Origin of the sequence: Thorsellia kenyensis (assembly GCF_042432445.1) — a bacterium.
Classification (GTDB): domain Bacteria; phylum Pseudomonadota; class Gammaproteobacteria; order Enterobacterales; family Thorselliaceae; genus Thorsellia; species Thorsellia kenyensis.
The window spans coordinates 1-21,457 of the sequence record NZ_JBHLXE010000038.1; the positions used below are offsets into that span (position 1 = coordinate 1).

Here is a 21,457-nt window from a genome sequence, read left to right on the forward strand (position 1 = left end):
AGAACTAACAGGCATAACCAGAGAAAAAATTATCGTGGGGTATGCACTTATGTCTTGAATTCACCAATTTTTAATTACCGAATTCGTAAAAAGATAAATCATACAATTTTTTAGAGGATGTCTTTTTTTTGAAAATGAAATTGTGGGCCTCAGATTAGGGGTTATAAAAATTAGAAGGCTATAAAATAAATTATAGCCTTCTGCAGAAAGTCAATTTCTTTCAACTAAAACGATTGTGGTATGTTGAAAATAAACCTTGTATCAGCATGATTTGTTTCATACCAAAGGGAGCCTGTTCAATGTATTTTGCGAAGTTTTTTTGATTTTCAGAATCATTTTTATAAGCTCTAACTTCTTGTTCTAAATCGTCTATCTCCTCTTTTAAATTGCGATAAGATCTTAGTGCTGTTACCTCTAAATCAGCTGCATTTTTACTTATTTCGTCTATTATTATGTTAATTTGTTGACTATATTGCGCGTCAAAAGTTTCTTTTTTTTGCCATAAAGCTTTGAACTCGGGAGTATCATGATAGTTATCCTTTTTGGTTATTTCATTAAAATCGATTTCAAATTGTTTATTAAATTCGATTCCTTCACGATAAATTTCACTGTTTTCGAGTTGTTCTTTTTCTAATTGACTTATGTAATTGGTAAAATCATCTTCCCCTGTGAATTCTTTACCATTAACTGGGGTATTCTTCCAGAAATTTTCCAGCTGAATTTTCAAATCAGCTATTTTTTGTATTTTATTCTCAATTTCAGGTTTTTCTGCTAAAAGTCTTTTAGATCTAATTTCATATGTCTTTTTTTCGTTTTGCATAAATGCATTAAAATCATTTTCAAATGAAGTTGGATTGAAAATAATTACATTCAAATTGTGATCTTCTCCCGCTTCCTTAAAATTATCAATAGCTACACCAAAAAATAAATTTTTTACTAAATGGAGATCAAAGTCTTCAAGTCTAAAGTTAATTAGATTCATGGATGATACAGGTGTACCAATGATAAGTTCTTGCTTCTTAATGTCATCAGTATTTTTAGGCTCAGTTATCAATAGGGAAAACTCAGCTTTGTCGCCTGCATTGGCAATTTTTTTTATATAAATAGAGTGGGGACTAATAACTTTTAATATTCTATAGGCATCATGCTTGAGTTTGATTTCACCTTCGGTTTCATAAATTATGCCATCAGTACCCTCAAATTTGTTTTTAACACTTAATGAGTCAATTTCAACTGAGGGGTAGCTTTTAGAAAATGATTCATTCAATTGTTTTATATCCAGAGGATTTGAATCGCATGCACTTAATAAAAAGCAAATGCTAGAGATGAGGAGTAATTTGTTTTTTTTCATAGAAAAATCCCTGACAAGAATAGGTAATTTATAAATAGGTATGCTTTCACTTTGTATAAGCATCAGTAAGCAGAATCAGTTAATAAAATTATTATAAACTATTGGGAAATGTTTGGACAAAAAAATTATTAAGTAATAAGTAATAATTAATAAGTAATAAGTGATTAGTGATTAGTGATTAGTATTAATTAGTAATGGTCAAAAATTTTAACTGCGCTCAAATTCTAATTAAAATAATCTATGAAAATAGAACCCAAATAGCCACTCTAAATTTTTGAACCATTATCTTAACATCCTTACACTGTATATTAGTGTATTGCATAGGCAGTTATAAATCCTAAGACAAAAACTAATCCAGTCCAATCATGTGTTGTCTCAAAGGCTTCAATTATCATACTATCAACAACCATGCAAAGAATAGCTCCAGCAGAAAATGCTATAATAAAACCTAAAATCATGGGATTCACATCGTGTAAAAATAAAGGGGCTGCCGCTGCTGATAAAGAGCACACCAGAGCAATTCCCCCCCACAAACAAAATATTTGACTTGCTGATTTTCCTGACTGTTTCATACTACTTGCACTACTGAGTCCTTCTGGAAGGTTAGATAAAAAAATAGCGATTAACAGTACATGACTGAGTTCTCCCCCGTCTAAAAATCCCAGGCCTAAGCTGAGTGATTCTGGTATACCATCCAGTAAAGCTCCTATGGCTAATAGAAGAGCAATGTTTGAGTTAGGTGAATTTGATTTTTTGCTCGCGTTTCTTTTTTGAATAAGACTTAAGGATTTACCAGCTAAAATGAACACAATTGTACCTAAGAAGAGACCCAATAGAACAATAGCAGTGCTTGCTAGATGACGAGCTTCAGGTATTTGTGAAAAGCAAACGGCAGCAATTAAAACCCCGCTACCATAAGACAAACTTGTTGCGATTATTTTTTTTGAAAAATTTAAAAAATATCCTAAAGAAGCGCCAATGACTAAACTACTTGCACTTAAAAGCCCAAATGACAATGCCTTTAGTATGATTGCTGCGTCCATTTATTTATACCTTTTCCCCAAAGTTTAAAATCAATTCAGTATACCGTTGAAACCTGGAATTTATACATTAAAAATTTGATGTGCTTCACAAATTTACGATTATGATAAGATTTTATTTTCACTAATGGATACGAGATTTGGATAAATGATGCCATAATGAAATGGCTATTTAACTGATTTTTTAACTTTTCGATAATTGTATAAAACCCAGTTGTATAAAACCAAGCATTTGAAGCTCCCTTTGAAATAAACTCAAAATAACAAAGGTGCTAGAATGTATTCAATTTAGAAGTCTGTTCATATTAAGTGTCATGACACTTGAAAAACCTAAAAATCTAAGAATTTTTTTACGGAGCATTTATTATGTATACATTTATTGGTGGTATCTTCTTGCTCATCATAGGATATTATACCTATGGAAAGTTTGTAGAAAAAGTTTTTGGGCCTAAAGAGAGACCGACTCCTGCTTTTACAAACAGTGATGGTGTGGATTATGTACCTATGAACACAGCTAAAAATTCACTTATACAGCTGTTAAATATTGCGGGTGTTGGACCTATTTTTGGACCAATAATTGGTGCTTTATATGGGCCCGTTGCATTTATATGGATTGTTCTAGGGTGTATTTTAGCAGGCGGTGTCCATGATTATTTAACAGGGATGATTTCCATTCGTAATCGAGGAGCTCATTTACCAGAACTTGCTGAAAAGTTTTTGGGTAAAGCTATGCGTCATATCGTAAATGCCTTTGCTTTATTATTGCTAATACTTGTTGGTACAGTTTTTGTGACTGCACCAGGTAAACTGCTTTATGATTTAATGGATAATAAAATTCCTTACGCCCTAATTGTCAGTGTCATTTTTATCTATTATATTTTAGCTACACTATTGCCAGTGGATAAGATCATTGGTCGTTTTTATCCTTTTTTTGGTGCTTTACTAGTGATAAGTGCAATTGGAATAGGTATTGGGCTTATCATTACAGGGGAAGCCAAAAATATTCCTGAACTCAGTGTTGAGAATATGCATCCAAATGGCTTAGCTATTTTTCCTTTGTTATTTTTGACCATTTCCTGCGGAGCTTTGTCTGGTTTTCATGCAACCCAATCGCCTATCATTTCAAGGACAACTCAACATGAGTTTCAAGGTCGTAAAATATTTTATGGCATGATGATTGCTGAAGGCATTATTGCGATGATTTGGGCTGCGGCAGCAATGGCAATGTTTTATGAACCTAATGCTCCATTTGGTCAAGGATTATTAAACTTAATCAATGAAGGAACTCCATCACTTGTTGTGAGTAAAGTTGCTGTGACTATGCTGGGTGGCATTGGCGGTACGCTAGCAATACTAGGCGTTATCATCCTACCAATTACATCAGGTGATACTGCTTTTAGAAGCGCTAGAATGATAGTCGCAGATTATCTAAAAATCTCACAAGTGGCCATCGCAAAAAGGCTTTATATTGCTATTCCTTTGTTTGCTATTTCAGTTATCTTGCTCCAAATTGACTTTGATATTTTATGGAGATACTTCTCTTGGGCAAATCAATCTACTGCCGTGATTGCGCTTTTTGTCGGAGCTATGTATCTTTATATTGGTGGCAAAAATTATTGGATAGCCTTACTGCCAGGCGCATTTATGTTGATGGCTATTATTACTTATATTTTGCAAGAAAAAATTGGCTTCGGCTTACCTAGAGACATATCATTAATTTCCTCAACAATTCTAAGTGCGGTCATTATCGCTCTTTTTTTCTGGCAGGCTAAACGCCAAAAATTAGCGAATACTCCTTTAGAAGAAGATATTTCGCATTGGGATGGTAAACCTGTTGGTGGATATGCTTTTAATTGCAAAGGTGGAGTCGCTGCTGAATAAACTAATATTCTTAAGTTTAATTTAAAAACTTTTTTGTTTTGTAAGTTTCTATGAGTTTTCTTGCTGTTTCCTATCAAAAAGCCTAGTGATAAAAACATTTATTAGGCTTTTTTTATTTGTAGGTAATAAGTAAATTTATATTTTTTTAGTACTTCTCCACTCTTTTTCCTTTTCCGCTGAGCTCCGGTCATTTTTTTATTTTTCCCAAAGTATCTTTACATATGCCTTGAAAATACTGCATTTGTTTATTTTCCTATATTTTTTCAAATAAAAAGATTGAAATATTAAGTAGAGTACAAAAAATATTTTTATTGAAATTAAACATTATTTACTATGTAAAATATTTTGAATTGTATAGGAAATGTAAGTTTATTTAATGAATGATGCATTTTAAATATAAATAGCTTTTAATAAACATCTAGGAATTATAAGTTATTGATAATGAATGTTTATCCGAAAGGGTTATCTAAAGATATTTATACATACTTACCAAGGAATAAATGGCTTTTAAAAACTATAAAGGAGGATAGGTTAAATGTATAAGGTGAATAGATTATGGATATTTTGGGCTTTTTTCTGTTTATCAGGCCAGAGCATCGCATCCATAGATAAGGGATCAACAGATAAAACAGCTCCTATTATCGGAGCTCCACCTTACATGAAGTCCGTAACAGGGATTCAAGACATTGAGGATACATATGCTTTTGATAGCCAGTGGAATCCTATTACTTATGTTAATGCGATGCTTCACGTCCCAACTTCATTTTGCATACAAGAGAACTCTTCAGCCATCGCGGAGTTCTCGCAAAATGACTATTTAGGAAATAATATAAGTTCAGGTAATTTTGATCTAAGCCAAATAAATACAGTTCAATTTGTGTTTGGTGACAGGGACGGAGATATCTGCGCTTTTGATGAGTCACATGAGGTAGAGTGGTATATCTTAGATAATGGTAACAAGGCTTGGGAATCAATAACAAGTTGGGATGACTTAAGCAAAACGCTCATTGATAATGAGCGTTTTCCTGGCAGTATACTACCACCTTCGAGCACAACATTCTCTAAATATTCACAAAGGCTTGTCATCCCTGAAAGTGCATTAAATAAACGCATTGGATTTATTTACACCCCAAAATCTAAAGTGGGAACACCTAATACAGGTCCTGACATTAAAGTATGGGATTTGAACTTTTCCTTTGGTCAGCACATGAATTTGGAAGCTGGTATTATAGATGAATCAAATGTTGGATTCAAAATCAAAAAGATTGATTACCACGCCGGTGGTGGCATCGTTTACCCTAAATTAAATAAGCCATCTATTGATAATTTATTTATTGAAGGCAAATTTATGCCAGGAGAAACACTCAAAGCCAGCTATGAGTTTAAATCAAATAACACTTTGGGAGCAGAGGAAATGTCTCGATTTTGGTGGGAGGTAGATGAGCAAAAAGAGGAAATTACTCTAGATAATACCAATTATACTTTGACTCCACTTTCTAACATAATAACAGATAAAGAGATGGGGAAAATCATTTTTGTTACTGTCTTACCTATATTGAAAACCCAGAATGATCTATTTGTTGTAGGAAATGCTGTCACAACATCTACGGTTGCTGAAGGTAATAATGTAAAGCATTTGCCGTACATCCGAAATTTAAACATAGAGCCGTTGAAAATAAATAATATAGCTTCTGCTACTTATAACTATAATTATTTTGGTGCAGATGGCAGCATTGACTCATCTGATTATACATGGGAAATGTTTGGAAGAAATGGCAATTTAGAATATAGTCAGTCATGGACGGTTACCCAGAGTGGCAGAATTGATAATGGTCCGGAACTTAAGCTAGCGGATGCGGGAAAACTTATGCGCATTACTATGTTACCTAAAACCAGTTTAGGAGTGACAGGTACAACCGTTTCATCTGAACAAAATATTGAAAGTCTTCTCTATCTTAATATGGTTCCCCCTTCAGATAGTTTGAAAATAGGTGGAGGCAAATTTATTAGCTTCAGAGTAGTAGCTCAATATTGGGATTACTTTACAGATGTAACAAAAATAGGACAATGGAAGTCCTTAGACAGCGATGTACTTATTAATGCCCAGGGTATAGCAACCCTTGCTCCAACAGCGAGTGAGAATAAGATTGCTGAAATTGAGTTCACCTATGAAGGAAGAACACAAAAGGCTTTTGTGGAAATATTGTTGCCTGATTCTCAAACTATTGAAAGTATGGATCAGTAGAAAAAAAGAGTCACAAAGCTTATTGAGTAAACAAGACGGATATTTCTATCTATGCATAGTATTTCCAATGTAGTGATGAGCGTTTAATTTTAATTTAAATAGGTACAATTGCTAAGTTATGTTTCATTCGTGCAGTGATTATCCTTTTTTAGGGATTAAAACGAATGAAACATAACTTCTTATTACCTCTTAAAAATCAATAAAATCAAACGCCTAAAGATTTTGTGGCGATAGAAATTGATGTAAAGGTTTCTAAAAACTATAGCTATGGTATGAATTAAGACAGGTCAAAATGCTCGTTACGTCGTCAGGCTTGGGGAAGCAGATCCCCCTATGATTGACTTCGCTTCAAAAAAACACCTTAAATGTGAGTAATATCAATTTTTTACCCGTTTAGGTCTTAATTGTTGATTTAGTCAGTAGAGAAAATAATACTCAAAAGATAATGAGAGTGTTTTTAGAGTGTATGATAACTGTATGAAAAAATAAATCTGATTGTTGTTACTGAATATTTTCCCATACGGAATGGATAAGAGTATGGAAAAATCAATGATTTTCTTTCAAACGCAAAATTTTTTAGACGAAATGTTAAATAAAAACTTCTTGGGGGGCGCTTATATTTCATACTTGGTTTATAAGAAAAAGACAGCAATTTGAGGCTATAATTTAACTTCTTGCCTGCTGCTATCTGCCGTCTATTTCTGTCTAAATTATTGCATACCTAACTAGGGTTTAATTAAGGTCGTTTCATCTGTACATATCGCATCAATGCCTAATTCAAGTAAGTATTTTGCTCGTTCTAAGTCATTAACTGTATATACAAAAACAAATAACCCTAATGCTTTAATTTCAGCTAAACGCTCAGTAGTAATGAGAGTATGATTGAGATGAATGGCTATGATCCCTCCTTCTTTTGTCCTAAGTGGTTCAATGAGTGTTTGCCAATCATTTTTCCATTCATGCATCAAATATCCTAACCATAACTTAGGTTGAGCGTTTTTAACTGCAATTAGCGTGTCAATCGAAAATGAAGAAATTAACGGAGGAAGTGAATGATCTTTGAATAAATTGACAACTTGATCGGCAATTATTTTTCCTGTGTACTCATCAAGCCCATTTGCAGGTTTAATTTCGATATTGACAGCTAAGTCTAGTTTTTTGGTACACTTAGCGATATCGCCTAAAGTGGGTATAGGTTCACCTTTAAAGGCTTCACTATGCCATAAACCGGCATCTAACTTGCTCAATGTATGCCATGACGTCTCTGATGCTAATGCCTTTAAATTAGCCGTTCTTTCTAGGCTATCATCATGTAACAAGAATGCTACATCATCAGCTGAGAGTGTAACATCAAATTCAACCATTTTGTGACCTTGTTTGGCGCCTAACTCCATTGCAGCAAGAGTATTTTCAGGAGCATGCTTACCCGCACCTCTGTGCGCAACAACCTTTGGGAAGGGCCAGTGAATACCATTAAATTCCATATTAAAATCCTTATTTGTAAGTATATTATATTAAATAAAACGTGAGTTATGATATAGTTTTACTCTGCGGTAAATGGCTACACCTATTTTTATCATCACACTGTCAGATGTTCAAACAATATTTTGGACGCTTAACTAAAAAATAGTATCAATTCTTTTACCTGATATAGGATCAAAGCAATAACAATTATTTTTAGCAATTGAAAGTGAAATCTTATCGCCTATTGTAGGTTTTATATCATGGGCGGCTCTTATCAAAATGGTTTGGCCTGCAATTTTAGAATATATCAAATTGTCAGCACCTAAATGTTCAACTAATTCCACAATACATTCTTTAAAAATAATCATGTCTTTTTTGTTTTTATCACTTACGCAATCTTTATCCTGCCTAAATGAATTTTCATCAATAGCCTTAATTTCGTTATTGATATTTTTAGCATCGGTAGGGGGAGTTAATCCCTCATGGTTCAATATTTTAAAATGCTCAGGTCTTACACCTAAAATTAGCTTACATATTTTTTCCCTACGTTGAATTTGTAAATTCTTTACCAAAATCTCAGCATCCTCTTGCTCAGAGTCATCGCATTCATTTATTAAGAATATTTTGTTGATATCTGGGTAAAGCTGGATATTTAACAAATTCATGGCTGGTGAACCAATAAAACTTGCAACAAAAGTGGATTGAGGATTGTGGTATAAATCTTCTGGGGTTCCTATCTGTTCGGCTATCCCTGCATTCATAATGATGACTCTATCAGCTAAAGTCATTGCCTCTACTTGATCATGTGTTACATAAAGGCTTGTTACACCTAATCTGCCCTGAAGTGCTTTTAACTCAAGTCTCATTTGTACACGCAATTTTGCATCTAGGTTTGAAAGTGGTTCATCAAACAAAAAAACAGAGGGTTTACGCACAATAGCGCGGCCCATAGCAACTCTTTGTCTTTGCCCTCCAGAGAGTTCTTTAGGTTTACGGGTTAACAATTCTTCAAGAGATAATATACCAGCAACTTCTTTAACTTTTTTTTCTATTTCACTTTTTAGTTCGCCTCTGATTTTTAGTCCATAAGCTATATTATCGAATACACTCATGTGGGGATAAAGCGCATAGTTTTGGAAAACCATGGCAATTTGTCTATCTTTAGGTTCATCTTGCGTCACATTTTTGCCATCAATCCATATTTCTCCTGAAGTCGTTTGTTCTAATCCTGCAACCATTCTAAGCAAGGTTGATTTTCCGCAGCCAGAAGGGCCTACAATAACAATAAATTCCCCATCCTCAATTTCAACATCAAGAGGCTGAATAATCTGTTTGGTACCATCATAACTTTTTGTGATTTTTTTTAATGACAGAAATGACATATCTTTTCCTTATATAAATAAGATATAAAAATTTATATATTAATCCCTATAACGAGTGATTTTTTATATCAGTGATTAGTTAGTTGCTAACATTTTATGTTGGCTTTGATCCTAAAAACATATCAGAACTAAAAGCGTATCAGTACTAAAAGCATATGAGGATGTATGCTGTTATCTATAAAGCAAACAAGTGCTCATGGTTATCTATTTTTCAGCGTCTACCAGTCCTTTTACAAACCATCGCTGCATGACAAGCACTATGCTGATTGGCGGCAATAATGTTAATAACATGGCTGCCATGACTTGATTCCACTGAGTAGGAACACCATCATGAGTAATCATGTTTTTTATACCTGCCACAGCAGTACCTAAATCGGCTTTTGTGATCACTAATAGTGGCCAAAGGTATTGATTCCATCCATAGATAAATGTAATTACAAATAAAGCAGCAATATTTGTTTTAGACAGTGGTATCACAATATCAATAAAAAATCGCATCGCTGAAGCGCCATCAATTTTAGCAGCCTCTATCAGTTCATTCGGCAAGGTTAGAAAAAATTGCCTGAATAAAAACGTCGCTGTCGCAGAAGCTATTAAGGGTAAAGTTAATCCTGTATAACTATTTAGCATGTTAAGATCGGCAATGACTTCAATGGTTGGAAATATTCTTACTTCAACCGGTAGCATTAATGTAATGAATATAAGGAAAAAACAAAAATTTCTAAAAGGAAAGCGGAAGAAAACGACAGCAAAGGCTGAGAGCATTGAGACAACAATTTTACCAATCGTAATAATAAACGCCATTAAAAAACTATTCACTAACATTAACCAAAATGGCCTTGTGCTATCACCTCCGACACCATTTAGTAATATGTTTTTTAAATTTTCAATAAAATGGCCACGAGGTATGAGAGGAGCGATTTCAGTAAATACCTGAGAATCATTTAAAGTGCTCATAACAAAAGCAACATACAGTGGAAAACATATTATCAAAATAGCTAAGCCTATCATTATATGAGCAAAAATATCAAATAGTGGACGTTTTTCTATCATTGGTAACTTACTCTCTTTTCAACATATTTAAATTGAATTAGCGTTAAAATGCCTACAAATATCATTAAAATTATTGATTGAGCTGCAGAGATTGATAAATCCAATCCAGTCATCCCATCACGGTAAATTTTATAAATTAAAGTCGTGGTAGCCTGAACTGGTCCACCTTGAGTTGCTGCATCTATAACAGCAAATGTTTCAAAAAAAGCATAGACAATATTGATAATAAGAAGAAAAAAACTCATCGGAGCAATTAAAGGGATAGATACGGTAAAAAATCGTCGTACAGGGCCAGCACCCTCTACAGCAGCAGCTTCTATTAAGGATTTAGGTACGGATTGAAGTGCAGCTAAGAAAAAGAGGAAGTTATAACTGATTTGTTTCCAAACGGACGCTAATACAACTAATGTCATGGCTTGAGTGTTGTCCTGTGCATGACTCCATACGATTCCATTTGACTCTAAAAAACGCATTATTACCCCAAAGCCAGGATTAAACATAAAACTCCACAATACACCTGCTATAGCGGGTGCTACAGCGTAGGGTAATATAAAGAGTGTTCTATAGAGCATTTTTCCTTTGATGACATAATCGACCAATGCAGCAAAAAAAAGAGAAGTAGCTAAACCTATACCTGCGACTAAGAGTGTAAAAATTGCAGTGGTTTTAAAAGATTGTAAATAATATCTATCATTAAATAATTCAGAAAAGTTATCTAATCCAACGAATGTGCTTGATTGGCCAAATGGATCTACGGCTTGAACCGAAAAAATCATGGTTTTAGCCGCTGGCCAAATAAAAAAAATAACTGTGATTAATATTTGTGGTGCCAACAATAAATAAGGCAAACACTTATTTTTAAAAAAAGGGCGGGTGTTCATAGTTAACCATTTTTGAAAAGTTAAAAAAATTAAAGAGGTTAATCATTTTTGCGTGGTATAAGCAAAGAAGCCTATTAACTCTATCTGCTTTGAGCTTAGCTAATAACTAAAAGTTAACAATTAACAATTAACAATTAACAATTAACAATTAGCGATTAAAACTTATAACTTTTAACTTAAAACTAAAAGCAGAATAGAGTATTTACCAGAAAAATGCGTTATTGATTAGATTTTTCAAATCTTCTTAGCTGTTGATTAGCTCTCGTATTGATGTCATTAAGTGCGCTCTCTGGTGATTTTTGCCCAGTTAAAACTGCTTCAAATTCTTCATCTGCGATTTGGCGAATTTGAGTCATATTACCTAAACGTAACCCGCGTGTATGAGGGAGGGGTTCTTTGAATAATAATTGCTCTATAGCGACATTTGCACCTGGATTTTTATCATAAAATCCTTGTTGTTTTGTTAATTCATATCCGGCCAGTGTGACAGGGACATATCCCGTGTTTTGATGCCAGCGCGCTGCATTTTCAGGTAAAGCAAGATAACTTAAAAAAGCAGCAATGCCCTTATAGGTATCTTCTGATTTATCTTTCATGACCCAGAGGCTTGCGCCTCCTATCATTGTATTTTGAGGGGCACTGCTTATCCCTTCTAAATAAGGTAAGAATCCCATACCTAATTCGAATTTGGCGTTAGCTTCAATACTACCGCGGGAGCCAGATGAACCTGTAAATATTCCACAATCGCCGTTATAGAACTTTTCCATCCCTTCATCCCTACGGCCAAAATATTGTAAGGTTTTATCTTTATTCATTTGGTTTAAAAAATTTAGAAAATTAATATGGTTTGCTGTATTAACTTGTAACTCAGCCGAAAGACCGTCATAACCATTATTTAAAGTCGCAAAAGGTAAACCGTGCCAAGCACTAAAATTTTCAAGATGTACCCAAGGAGCATTACTGAACGTATATCCGCAGCTCATTCCTGATTCTAAGAGTTTTTTTGCATGTGTTTCAACTTCTTGCCAGGTTTTAGGGGGCGTTTTTGGATCTAATCCTGCTTTTTTATAGGCATCTTTATTGTAGTATAGAACGGGCGTAGAGCTGTTAAATGGCATGGAAAGCATTCTGCCGCTTTGGCTGTCAGTATAATAAGATCGCACCGTATCTACATAGAGTGATTCATCAAATGGCAAATTGGCCTTTTCGAAAACTTCATATACCGGAACAATCGCATTACTAGATATCATAGTTGCTGTTCCTACTTCATAAACTTGTAAGATTTCTGGTGATTCGCCAGTTCTGATCGCAGCAATACCGGCAGTAATAGTTTCATCATAATTTCCTTTATAAACTGCACTGACTTCAAAATCATTTTGCGATGCATTGAATTGTTGAACTAACCCATTAACTTCTTCACCTAATTGACCTGACATCGCATGCCAAAAGGTAATATCTGTTTTTGCTTCGACAAAAGACGCTGACGTGAGTGAAGCCACGATGAGAGAATAAAGGCCAACTTTTTTGAGTGAATTAATTGATAAAATAGAATCCATATTGATCTCCTTTTAAATGTTTTTATTCTAATAGGTGTTTTAACACTTCAATTATCGAAATATAAGATGTAATTTTTATTACAATTTGATGATAGTTTTATGTAAGTTAAAATTGGATAGAAACAATTTAGGGCTTTAGCTTTTAACATAGCGACATTCAGTTAAATAAAGGAGGATAGAATTGATTAAATTAGTTTAAGTGAGTTAATGGTTACATGAAATTTTATTACTTCACAAATCACACCTAAGTTTTTATTCAAATAAATAAACTGAGTATTTAAAGGTCAAACTGCTGAGAAGTACCTTACTAATGATATAAAAAGGTAAGGTATCTTATTTTTAAAAAATCTTAAGAGTAGATAGGAAATTTAAATGAGAGGAGAACTGTAGGGAACAACAAGTGAAATGAAATATGTGACAAATAGTATAAAAAAGAGGCTAAAAAAGAGGCTAAAAAATGTATACAATCTTTTTAACTTACCACTTAAACTCAGCAAAAGTAAAGTAATTAAGTGGTAAGTCCAGCTATAATTTATTTTGAATTATGCTTGTAGAATTGTGAATCTTTAAATGCGGTTTTCATTAGTATGTAGTAGGAAATTCCGCCTAACACAAAACCGATTATCCAAGCAAGTTTCACAAAGATCAGTGCAGGAATAGCGCCAATTAACATAGCTATGATAGCACCAGGATTAATCCCTTTGAAAACACCTTCTGAATTGTAGAGCTCTTGGATGTTTACCTGTTGATTTCTCAGGATGAAGTAGTCAACTAAAAGAATAGAAACTATAGGACCTAAAAACGCGGAATAAATTAAGATGAAATATCCTAGTCCTTTGGCAGATTCTTCATTAACTAATATCCATGGGAAGGTACAACCTGCTAATATCCCTGTGATTATAACAGCATAACGATATTTCAATTTAGTTAAGAGGGTTATTACATAGGTAGGGGGAATGATATTCGCGACCATATTAACTGCAATTGCACCAAGTACTATAAATAAAGAAACAGCTACAGTGATATAATCATTGTTAACTATTTTAGGGAAGGCAACAACAGGATTGGAAATACCCGTTACTGAAGCAAGCATTGCACCGATTGCTAATACAAACCCATAAGCAATTACAATAGGAACGAAATAAAGTAAGGCACGTTTAGTATCACTGATCCCTTTTTTAAGCTCTCTTGAATAATCAGCAGCACTTAAGAATATGGCAGCATAGTTACCCATAAACATCATAATAAAAGCAAAAAATTCAATACCCCAAGTGCCTTTAGTATCTATCCAGCGCTCTTTAATTACCGTACTATGTTCCGCCATTAGAATATAAAAAACATAGATGAGTGCAGAGAGAATCACGATTGAAACAATCATTTCAACCCATTTGACTGCATGGAAACCATACATCGATAAACCGATTTGGATGGCCTGCAAAATGAAAAAACAAATAAATGCGTTATCAAAGGTATGGCCACTTAGTACTTTTAATATTTCATTAAGAGCACTGGCTCCTATCCAACTTTGAAAACCATACCAAACGATGGCAGGTATTCCCCTTAGGAGTGAGGATACTACAGCACCTTTTATCCCGAAAGAGAGCCTTAATTGAATAACATAAGGCACACCAGTTTTGTAACCAAATCTATCGTTTAATGCAAAAAGCGTCGATATAATACCGATAGCAACAAGCGCTGCGACAAAGGTTTGATATGCATTCATGACAGCAACACCAGCCACGACTAGACCAGCACCTAAGGTCATATTTCCTAGATTAACTCCATCTCCTAACCACATACAGATGTAATCCATGCCTGAAACTGTTCTGTCAGTTTTGGGGAGTAGTGATTGATCAACATCTGTTGACAAAGAGGCATTATTTTCTGTTGATTGGTTATTTTTCATTATCTTTATCCTTAATCGAATAGCATGAATATTCGAGTTTTCTCATCAATAACTTAAAATCTAAGTATTAAATAAGTAGTTAGTCTACAACGGCTTCAAATAAACACAGTGTCGGTTCTAAAAGTAACACCTTGGTTAATTGTAAAAAGAAATTTGCTTTATGTTTACTTCCTTTAGTTAGGCGAAGCACCTACTTAAGCTAAAGAAAATTAGACTAAATTGCAAATTATTTTATTAAAAATATGATGTAGTTATCAATAAACCATTTTTTTAACGTTGAATTCATTTTCTATTTAAAATTTCGCTCTGTTTCTTGTATAGTCTGACATAAGTTACTAGATAACTAAAACAATTAATTTTAACAATTAGTTTTCGTTAATTGCATATAATCCCAAAAGGTTGATTTTAATAACAGGATAAGCAGGATAAGCAGGATAAGCAGGATTGATTCAGACTAACGATGCATTACCAAGTAATTCTTACATTTACTGTAAGGATCATACATGGTTTGTACTTGGGTATATTTTCAGTCGATGAGTTTCATTTTAAGTGTTTTTAAATATCAGTGCGCTGGTATTTATATACCTGTAATTGTAATAGTTATAGTTCACATTTTTATTCATCAACTATTTGAAATGGGGATCAACAGCTGTTTATTAGCAAATTTGATTACTCTTTTTAATGAATACGTGCATATTATTTTTAATAACAAAAATAGCAAGCTATGGTTTGTTGCACAGAGTGGTCTGGTATAAGTGGTCTGGTATAAATTGGTTGAAAGAGTTTTATAGATGCAGGGACAATTTTTTACGGTTGTCATGAAAAGTGTTCAGTAAACATCCCCTTAAACAGAATTATGCTGAATAGTGATTGCTCATTTTGATATTTTGCGTTAAGTTTAATTACACTATCTATTACTTTAGTATCTATTAGGTTATGATATTGGGTTATGAATTTCTATTAATTGATGTCTAAGGAGTATTTTATGTCTAATGGAAAAAACTATTTTTTACTTAAGGGAGGTCATCCTCCTGAAACTCAGATAACAACGACAAGAGCAGTTTTTACTGAGGCTTATGCGGTGTTACCGAAGGGTACTATGATGGACATAGTGGCCAGCTTTTTACCTCATTTTGAAAAAACACGCTGTTGGATTTTAGCAAGACCCCTTTCAGGGTTCGCTGAAACCTTTGCGCACTATATTATGGAAGTTCAACCTGGTGGAGGAAGTCAATTTCCAGAACCTGATAAAGGCGCACAAGCGGCGTTATTTGTTATTGATGGAGAAATTACCCTTCATTTTAACGGTAAGGATCATGTCGCAAAAAAAGGGGATTTTGTTTATATTCCCGCGAATATGCCTTGGACGATAAAAAATGCGGGTGATACGACTGCTAATTTTCATTGGTGGCGTAAAGCTTATGAAGCAGTTGAAGGTTTGCCGTATCCTACACCTTTTATCAAAAATGATGCTGATGTCATCCCTGCACAGATGCCAGGAACAGATGGTCGCTGGGCGACAACGCGCTTTATGGATCCAAATGACTTAAGCCATGATATGCATATCACTATTGTGACTTTAAAACCTGGTTGTACTATTCCTTTTCCAGAGACTCATGTCATGGAGCATGGGTTATATGTAATTGAGGGTAAAGGAAATTACTTATTGAATAAAGATTGGATTGAAGTTGAAGCCGGCGATTATATGTGGCTTCGTGCGTTCTGTCCTCAAGCATGTTATGCCGGAGGACCTGGAGATTTTCGCTATCTCCTCTATAAAGATGTTAATAGACATCCTAAACTCAGTTTTCGGTGATTATAATCATACTGATGATGAAGTTAATTTGTCCAATTGCATTAAAATAGTCGTTTTATCCAATAGAAGGACTGTATTTACGGTTATTTTCCGTACCCTTAGATCTGTACTTGTTGCATTCATCGGTTTTAAGGGAAAGTCTCGATTCACTTTTTTCACAGACGTCAATCGAGACATACCATCTTATATCAATTTTATTGATATTAATGATTTCTAATTCATAAGTTAATTAAGTCGCATCTAACAAGTTTAAAATATAGGGAGATACTATGCGTTTATCAAAAACTGAACTTAAACAATTGATGGCTAAAAAATTACACAAGGCCGGACTTACACAAGAGCATGCCGATATGGTTGCTGATGTTCTTGCTTATTCTGATGCAAGAGGCCTACATTCTCATGGCGCTATGCGTGTCGAATATTATGCTGAGCGAATAAACAAAGGTGGTACTAATTGCAACCCTACTTTTAAATTCGAAGAAACAGGTCCGTGTACTGGAGTTTTCGATGGCGACAATGCTGCAGGGCATGTTGTTGCTAAATTGGCGATGGATGAAGCTATTACAATGGCCAAGAAAAATGGTGCAGCTATCATTGGAATTAAACGTCTTGGCCATAGTGGAGATCTTTCTTATTATGTCCGCAAAGCCGCTGAAGCGGGTTTAATTGGGATAAGTATGTGTCAATCCGATCCTATGGTTGTGCCTTATGGTGGTAGTGAGCGTTACTATGGTACAAACCCAATAGGTTTTGGTATTCCAGGTAAAAATGGTGATCATATTGTTTTTGATATGGGGACTACAGTAGGGGTTTGGGGGCGAATTTTACATGCGCGTTCTAAAAATACTCCAATTCCTGAGGGGTGGGCTGTGGATGTTGATGGCAATGAAACAACCGACCCACATAAAGTGAACGCTCTTTTAGCTATTGCAGGAGCGAAAGGTTATGGCTTAGGTATGGTCATTGATATCTTATCAGGGATCTTAGTCGGTCGCCCTCATGGAAAACATGTAAGTTCTATGTATCATGATTTAACCAAGGGCCGTGAACTCGGTCAGCTTCATATTGTTTTTGACCCAGCCAGGTTTGGTGCGTTTGAGGACTTTACTCAAGGCATAGCAGATACTATCCGTGAAATCAATGAAATGAAACCTGCTGATGGATTTGATCAAGTCATGGTTCCAGGCCAATCAAGTGCTAAACGTGCGGCAGCTTATGAACGTGATGGTATTGAAATTGTTGATGATATCTATGAATATTTAATCTCAGATACTATTCATTTTAATCGCTATGATAACAAAAGCCCATTTGCGGGTTAATTCCTTATCTCGCTTATGTATTGATTAAGTGTGCTGCATAATTGAACAAAATGACTTAATTATGCAGCTGATTGAATCTAAGAATGATTAAGTTGATATCAAATGAAATCAGCATGTAGTAAACCGCTATTTACTCACTTTTGCATGTTTGCAAAATTTTCATCAAAAATCACCTAACCGATTCTCTTAGCTAAATGATTCAAAAAGCAAAATGATTTAATCTACCTATATACATAAGCACAATAAATCAACTTGAACGAATCAATGATTTAATGGACTAAAAATAATGCAAAATACTTATGACACTCTTATTAAAAATGGCCTCGTAGTTTTAGAAAACGAAGCTTGTGAGCTTGATGTCGCTATAAGCGATGGGAAAATTGTTGCGCTAGGTAAAGCGCTTGGCAATGCAAAGGATATTATCGATGCCACCGGTCATATTGTAATGCCAGGGATGATAGATCCACATATGCATATCTCAGAGCCTGGCAGAACTGAGTGGGAAGGGTACAAAACTTCTGGTCGTGCAGCGGCAAAAGGTGGTGTGACCACATTAATTGAAATGCCCCTAAATCAGCTCCCTGCAACTGTCGATAAAGCGTCAATGGCAGCAAAATTTGATGCAGCAAAAAATAAGCTTACAGTAGATATCGCACTTTTTGGCGGCTTAGTAAATTATAATCTTGACAGATTACATGAGTTAGAGGAAGGTGGTGTGGTCGCCTACAAATGTTTTGTGGCTACTTGCGGTGATAAATCAATTAGTAACGATTTTAGGGATGTTAATGATTATGAGTTTTTTAAAGGTATATCTCAAATCGCTAAATTCGGCAGTTTTATCGCAGTACATGCTGAAAATGCTCAAATTTGTGATGGATTAGGAGAAGAAGCGATCAAAGAAGGGCGCGTTACTGCGCACGATTACGTTGCCTCAAGACCTGTCTTTACAGAAGTTGAGGCGATTAGACGTGTTTTATATCTAGCCAAACAAGCTAACTGTAGTATCCATATTTGTCATGTGAGTAGTCCCGAAGGTGTAGCAGAAGTCACTCGTGCAAGGCAAGAAGGACAAGATGCGACATGCGAATCTTGCCCTCACTATTTTACCATCACGACTGATGAATTTGCCAAAATTGGTACATTGGCTAAATGCTCCCCTCCCTTAAGAGATAAAGATAATCAAGAGAGACTATGGGAAAAACTGTTATCTGGTGAGATCGATTTTTTAGGATCTGATCACTCTCCTTGTGTCCCGAGTATGAAAGAGGGGAATATCATGCAAGCTTGGGGTGGTATTGCGGGCCTACAAAATTGTCTTGATATGATGTTTGATGAAGCGGTTCAAAAAAGAGGAATGTCTCTAGCGCATTTCGCGAAAATCATGGCGACTAATGCAGCAGATCGCTTTGGCTTAAAACACAAAGGGCGCATCGCTATTGGGAAAGATGCAGATATTGCTATTATCAAGCCAAATACTTCTTACATACTAAAAAATGAGGACTTAGAATATCGTCATAAAGTCAGTCCTTATGTTGGGCGTACCATCAATGCAAAAATTACTAAAACACTCCGTAGAGGCGAACTTATTTATGATATGGATCAAGGCGTCATTGAAAGTACGAATGGACGCTTTATTCTAAAACATGAGATGTAAAAACTAATGACCGTTTAACTCATTTAGTAAAAACGCCTACAGGTTATTTGCATAGATCTATGAAAAGAAATAGGCCTATTCATATTTTTTAAAAGAGTTAAACTTGTCAATACGGTAGCCTAAGTCTTCAACCGCGCTTGTTGGTTGGGACTGTAAAAATTAAATTAATGATGCGAGTACGACCATAGTAACTTGCAAAGGTATGTTTTGACAGTCTTTTGTCAAAATTATTTGTTCTCCTCATTAATGAATTTTAACGAAGGTTAAATAGTAAATAGTACTAAGTTATGAAACAGTATGTTGTAATTAAAAATATTAAGGTTTGTATCAGCAATTGCTGATCCATGTTCTCGTTTATAGACTAAGAGGGATTTATATGTCTGTCGTCAAATCGATTGTCCTACCCGATACTTACAGAGACTCTGTTTTTTTAATGAAATTGTCAGTACAAGCCAAAGAAGAGAGTGGCGCTGAACAAATTTCTGCCATGATGGCAACGCAAAGGAATAAAGAGTTATACCAAAATTCTGGATTGTTAACTGATGAAATCAGTCAAGCAAAACCTGATGATTTAGCTATCGCGGTTAAAGCACCAGAGGCGCTGATTGAATCGGCATTAGCTAAAGTTAAAGAACTCCTTAATGCCGCACCGAAAAAACAGGCGCAAGAAGGGGCTGTTATAGCTAAAACAATAGCGCAAGCTATGCAAGACAGGTTAGATAAAACAACTGTACTTATCAGTTGCGCAGGTGATTATGCAGCCTATGAAGCGGCTCAAGCAGTTAGCGCAGGCTGTGATGTGGTTCTTTATAGTGATAATATATCACTTGAAAAGGAACGTGCTTTAAAAGAGCTCGCTAGGAGTAAAGGGCTTTTAGTCATGGGGCCTGACTGTGGTACTGCTATCATCGATTCAATTCCTTTTGCTTTTGCAAATACCGTTGGAAAGGGAAGTGTTGGGGTCATTGGAGCCTCTGGTACTGGTTTACAAGAGGTTACTTGTTTGCTCGATCGTTTAGGTGTGGGTATAAGCCAAGCCTTTGGTACGGGTGGTCGAGATCTTAAAGATGACATCGGCGGCATAACAGCAATCAGTGCTTTTGAACGATTATTAAAAGATGAAGAAACCAAAATTATTGGTATTTTAGGTAAACCACCAGGCGATAAAACGAGAGCAAAATTAATTGCATTAGCTAAAGATTCATCAAAACCAGTCGCTGTACATTTTCTTGGAGCAAAAGAGTATGATTTGGAAGAAAAAGCCAACATCCCTTATGCAACTAATTTAACAGAGTTCTCTCTCTTATTAGGTAAGTTAGCGAATACGCAATTACAAACACCTAGCGAGTTTCAAACTGAAACTAAACCTGTTGATGTAAAAGGAAAATACATCAGAGGATTATTCAGTGGTGGTACATTATGCCAAGAGTCAGCTGAAATTGCAGGTAAATTGATTGGTAAAGAGTTATATTCTAATCTTTCAGTAGATGGATTTACTGCAATCAAAGCTGGAACCAAAAGTATAGGAAACTGTTTTTGGGATTTTGGTGAAGATGAATTTACTGTGGGTAGACCCCATCCTATGATGGCACCAGAACTGAGAATGGAACATTTAGTTGAATCGCTATTAGATGAAGAAGTAGGCGTTGTATTGGCTGATATGGTTATTGGATTTGGTGCTGCGGATGGACAAGCTGAAACCTTTGTCAACGCATTAAAAAAAGCTCAATCGCTTTCGTCTGGTAAAAGTCTAGAGAAATTGGTTGTTCTCTCTGTGTGTGGTACTGAAAAAGATACACCAGCACGTAAAGAAGTTAAAGCAGTGCTTGAAGCAAATGGCGTACATGTTTTTGAAAGTAACGCTTTAGCAGCAAACTTTGCTTGCCAAGTAATAGCAAAAAATAAATAG

At 35.1% G+C, this 21,457-nt stretch carries 14 protein-coding genes; 6 read left to right on the forward strand and 8 right to left on the reverse strand.

Translation table 11 applies throughout. The features are described from left to right. Nucleotides 1–220: 220 nt before the first annotated feature. Together ACFFIT_RS03740 and ACFFIT_RS03745 are read right to left on the reverse strand one after the other, a co-directional pair. The gene (locus ACFFIT_RS03740; protein ID WP_385876313.1) at nucleotides 221–1,351 is read right to left on the reverse strand and encodes a hypothetical protein; all 1,131 of its coding nucleotides are present in this window, start codon (nucleotides 1,349–1,351) and stop codon (nucleotides 221–223) included. A 308-nt stretch (nucleotides 1,352–1,659) separates the two neighbouring features. Then, nucleotides 1,660–2,394 carry a ZIP family metal transporter gene (locus tag ACFFIT_RS03745; RefSeq protein WP_385876314.1) on the reverse strand — a complete coding sequence of 245 codons (735 nt, stop codon included), beginning with the start codon at nucleotides 2,392–2,394 and terminating at the stop codon, nucleotides 1,660–1,662. 363 nt (nucleotides 2,395–2,757) lie between these two features. Between ACFFIT_RS03745 and ACFFIT_RS03750 the strand changes: the two genes are divergently transcribed. After that, the gene (locus tag ACFFIT_RS03750) at nucleotides 2,758–4,272 is read left to right on the forward strand and encodes a carbon starvation CstA family protein (RefSeq protein ID WP_385876315.1); all 1,515 of its coding nucleotides are present in this window, start codon (nucleotides 2,758–2,760) and stop codon (nucleotides 4,270–4,272) included. 535 nt (nucleotides 4,273–4,807) lie between these two features. Further along, nucleotides 4,808–6,517 carry a hypothetical protein gene (locus ACFFIT_RS03755; protein ID WP_385876316.1) on the forward strand — a complete coding sequence of 570 codons (1,710 nt, stop codon included), beginning with the start codon at nucleotides 4,808–4,810 and terminating at the stop codon, nucleotides 6,515–6,517. Between the two features lie 725 nt (nucleotides 6,518–7,242). Here the strand turns inward: ACFFIT_RS03755 and ugpQ are convergent. The 6 genes from ugpQ to ACFFIT_RS03785 all read right to left on the reverse strand — a co-directional run bounded on the left by ugpQ (nucleotide 7,243) and on the right by ACFFIT_RS03785 (nucleotide 14,759). After that, a complete protein-coding gene (gene ugpQ / locus ACFFIT_RS03760; RefSeq protein WP_385876317.1) occupies nucleotides 7,243–8,001 on the reverse strand; it encodes a glycerophosphodiester phosphodiesterase in 759 nt (252 codons plus the stop codon). A gap of 135 nt (nucleotides 8,002–8,136) precedes the next feature. Continuing rightward, complete coding sequence (gene ugpC, locus ACFFIT_RS03765) at nucleotides 8,137–9,363, reverse strand: sn-glycerol-3-phosphate ABC transporter ATP-binding protein UgpC (RefSeq protein WP_446697445.1); 1,227 nt, start codon at nucleotides 9,361–9,363, stop codon at nucleotides 8,137–8,139. Between the two features lie 204 nt (nucleotides 9,364–9,567). Further along, the gene (gene ugpE, locus ACFFIT_RS03770; protein ID WP_385876318.1) at nucleotides 9,568–10,416 is read right to left on the reverse strand and encodes a sn-glycerol-3-phosphate ABC transporter permease UgpE; all 849 of its coding nucleotides are present in this window, start codon (nucleotides 10,414–10,416) and stop codon (nucleotides 9,568–9,570) included. Next, nucleotides 10,413–11,297 (reverse strand): sn-glycerol-3-phosphate ABC transporter permease UgpA, encoded by an 885-nt coding sequence (gene ugpA / locus ACFFIT_RS03775; RefSeq protein WP_385876319.1) that lies wholly within the window; start codon nucleotides 11,295–11,297, stop codon nucleotides 10,413–10,415. The genes ugpE and ugpA overlap by 4 nt, the downstream gene beginning before the upstream one ends. 218 nt (nucleotides 11,298–11,515) lie before the next feature. After that, the gene (gene ugpB / locus ACFFIT_RS03780) at nucleotides 11,516–12,853 is read right to left on the reverse strand and encodes a sn-glycerol-3-phosphate ABC transporter substrate-binding protein UgpB (protein WP_385876320.1); all 1,338 of its coding nucleotides are present in this window, start codon (nucleotides 12,851–12,853) and stop codon (nucleotides 11,516–11,518) included. Between the two features lie 532 nt (nucleotides 12,854–13,385). After that, complete coding sequence (locus ACFFIT_RS03785) at nucleotides 13,386–14,759, reverse strand: NCS1 family transporter (protein ID WP_385876321.1); 1,374 nt, start codon at nucleotides 14,757–14,759, stop codon at nucleotides 13,386–13,388. Nucleotides 14,760–15,744: 985 nt separating this feature from the next. Between ACFFIT_RS03785 and ACFFIT_RS03790 the strand changes: the two genes are divergently transcribed. From ACFFIT_RS03790 to fdrA, 4 genes are all read left to right on the forward strand, one after another. Beyond that, nucleotides 15,745–16,575 carry a bifunctional allantoicase/(S)-ureidoglycine aminohydrolase gene (locus ACFFIT_RS03790; RefSeq protein WP_385876322.1) on the forward strand — a complete coding sequence of 277 codons (831 nt, stop codon included), beginning with the start codon at nucleotides 15,745–15,747 and terminating at the stop codon, nucleotides 16,573–16,575. A gap of 269 nt (nucleotides 16,576–16,844) precedes the next feature. Then, complete coding sequence (gene allD / locus ACFFIT_RS03795; RefSeq protein WP_385876323.1) at nucleotides 16,845–17,894, forward strand: ureidoglycolate dehydrogenase; 1,050 nt, start codon at nucleotides 16,845–16,847, stop codon at nucleotides 17,892–17,894. 286 nt (nucleotides 17,895–18,180) lie between these two features. After that, nucleotides 18,181–19,548: an allantoinase AllB gene (allB, locus tag ACFFIT_RS03800; RefSeq protein WP_385876324.1), complete on the forward strand. Its 1,368-nt coding sequence runs from the start codon at nucleotides 18,181–18,183 to the stop codon at nucleotides 19,546–19,548. A gap of 376 nt (nucleotides 19,549–19,924) precedes the next feature. Beyond that, nucleotides 19,925–21,457 (forward strand): acyl-CoA synthetase FdrA, encoded by a 1,533-nt coding sequence (fdrA, locus tag ACFFIT_RS03805; protein WP_385876325.1) that lies wholly within the window; start codon nucleotides 19,925–19,927, stop codon nucleotides 21,455–21,457.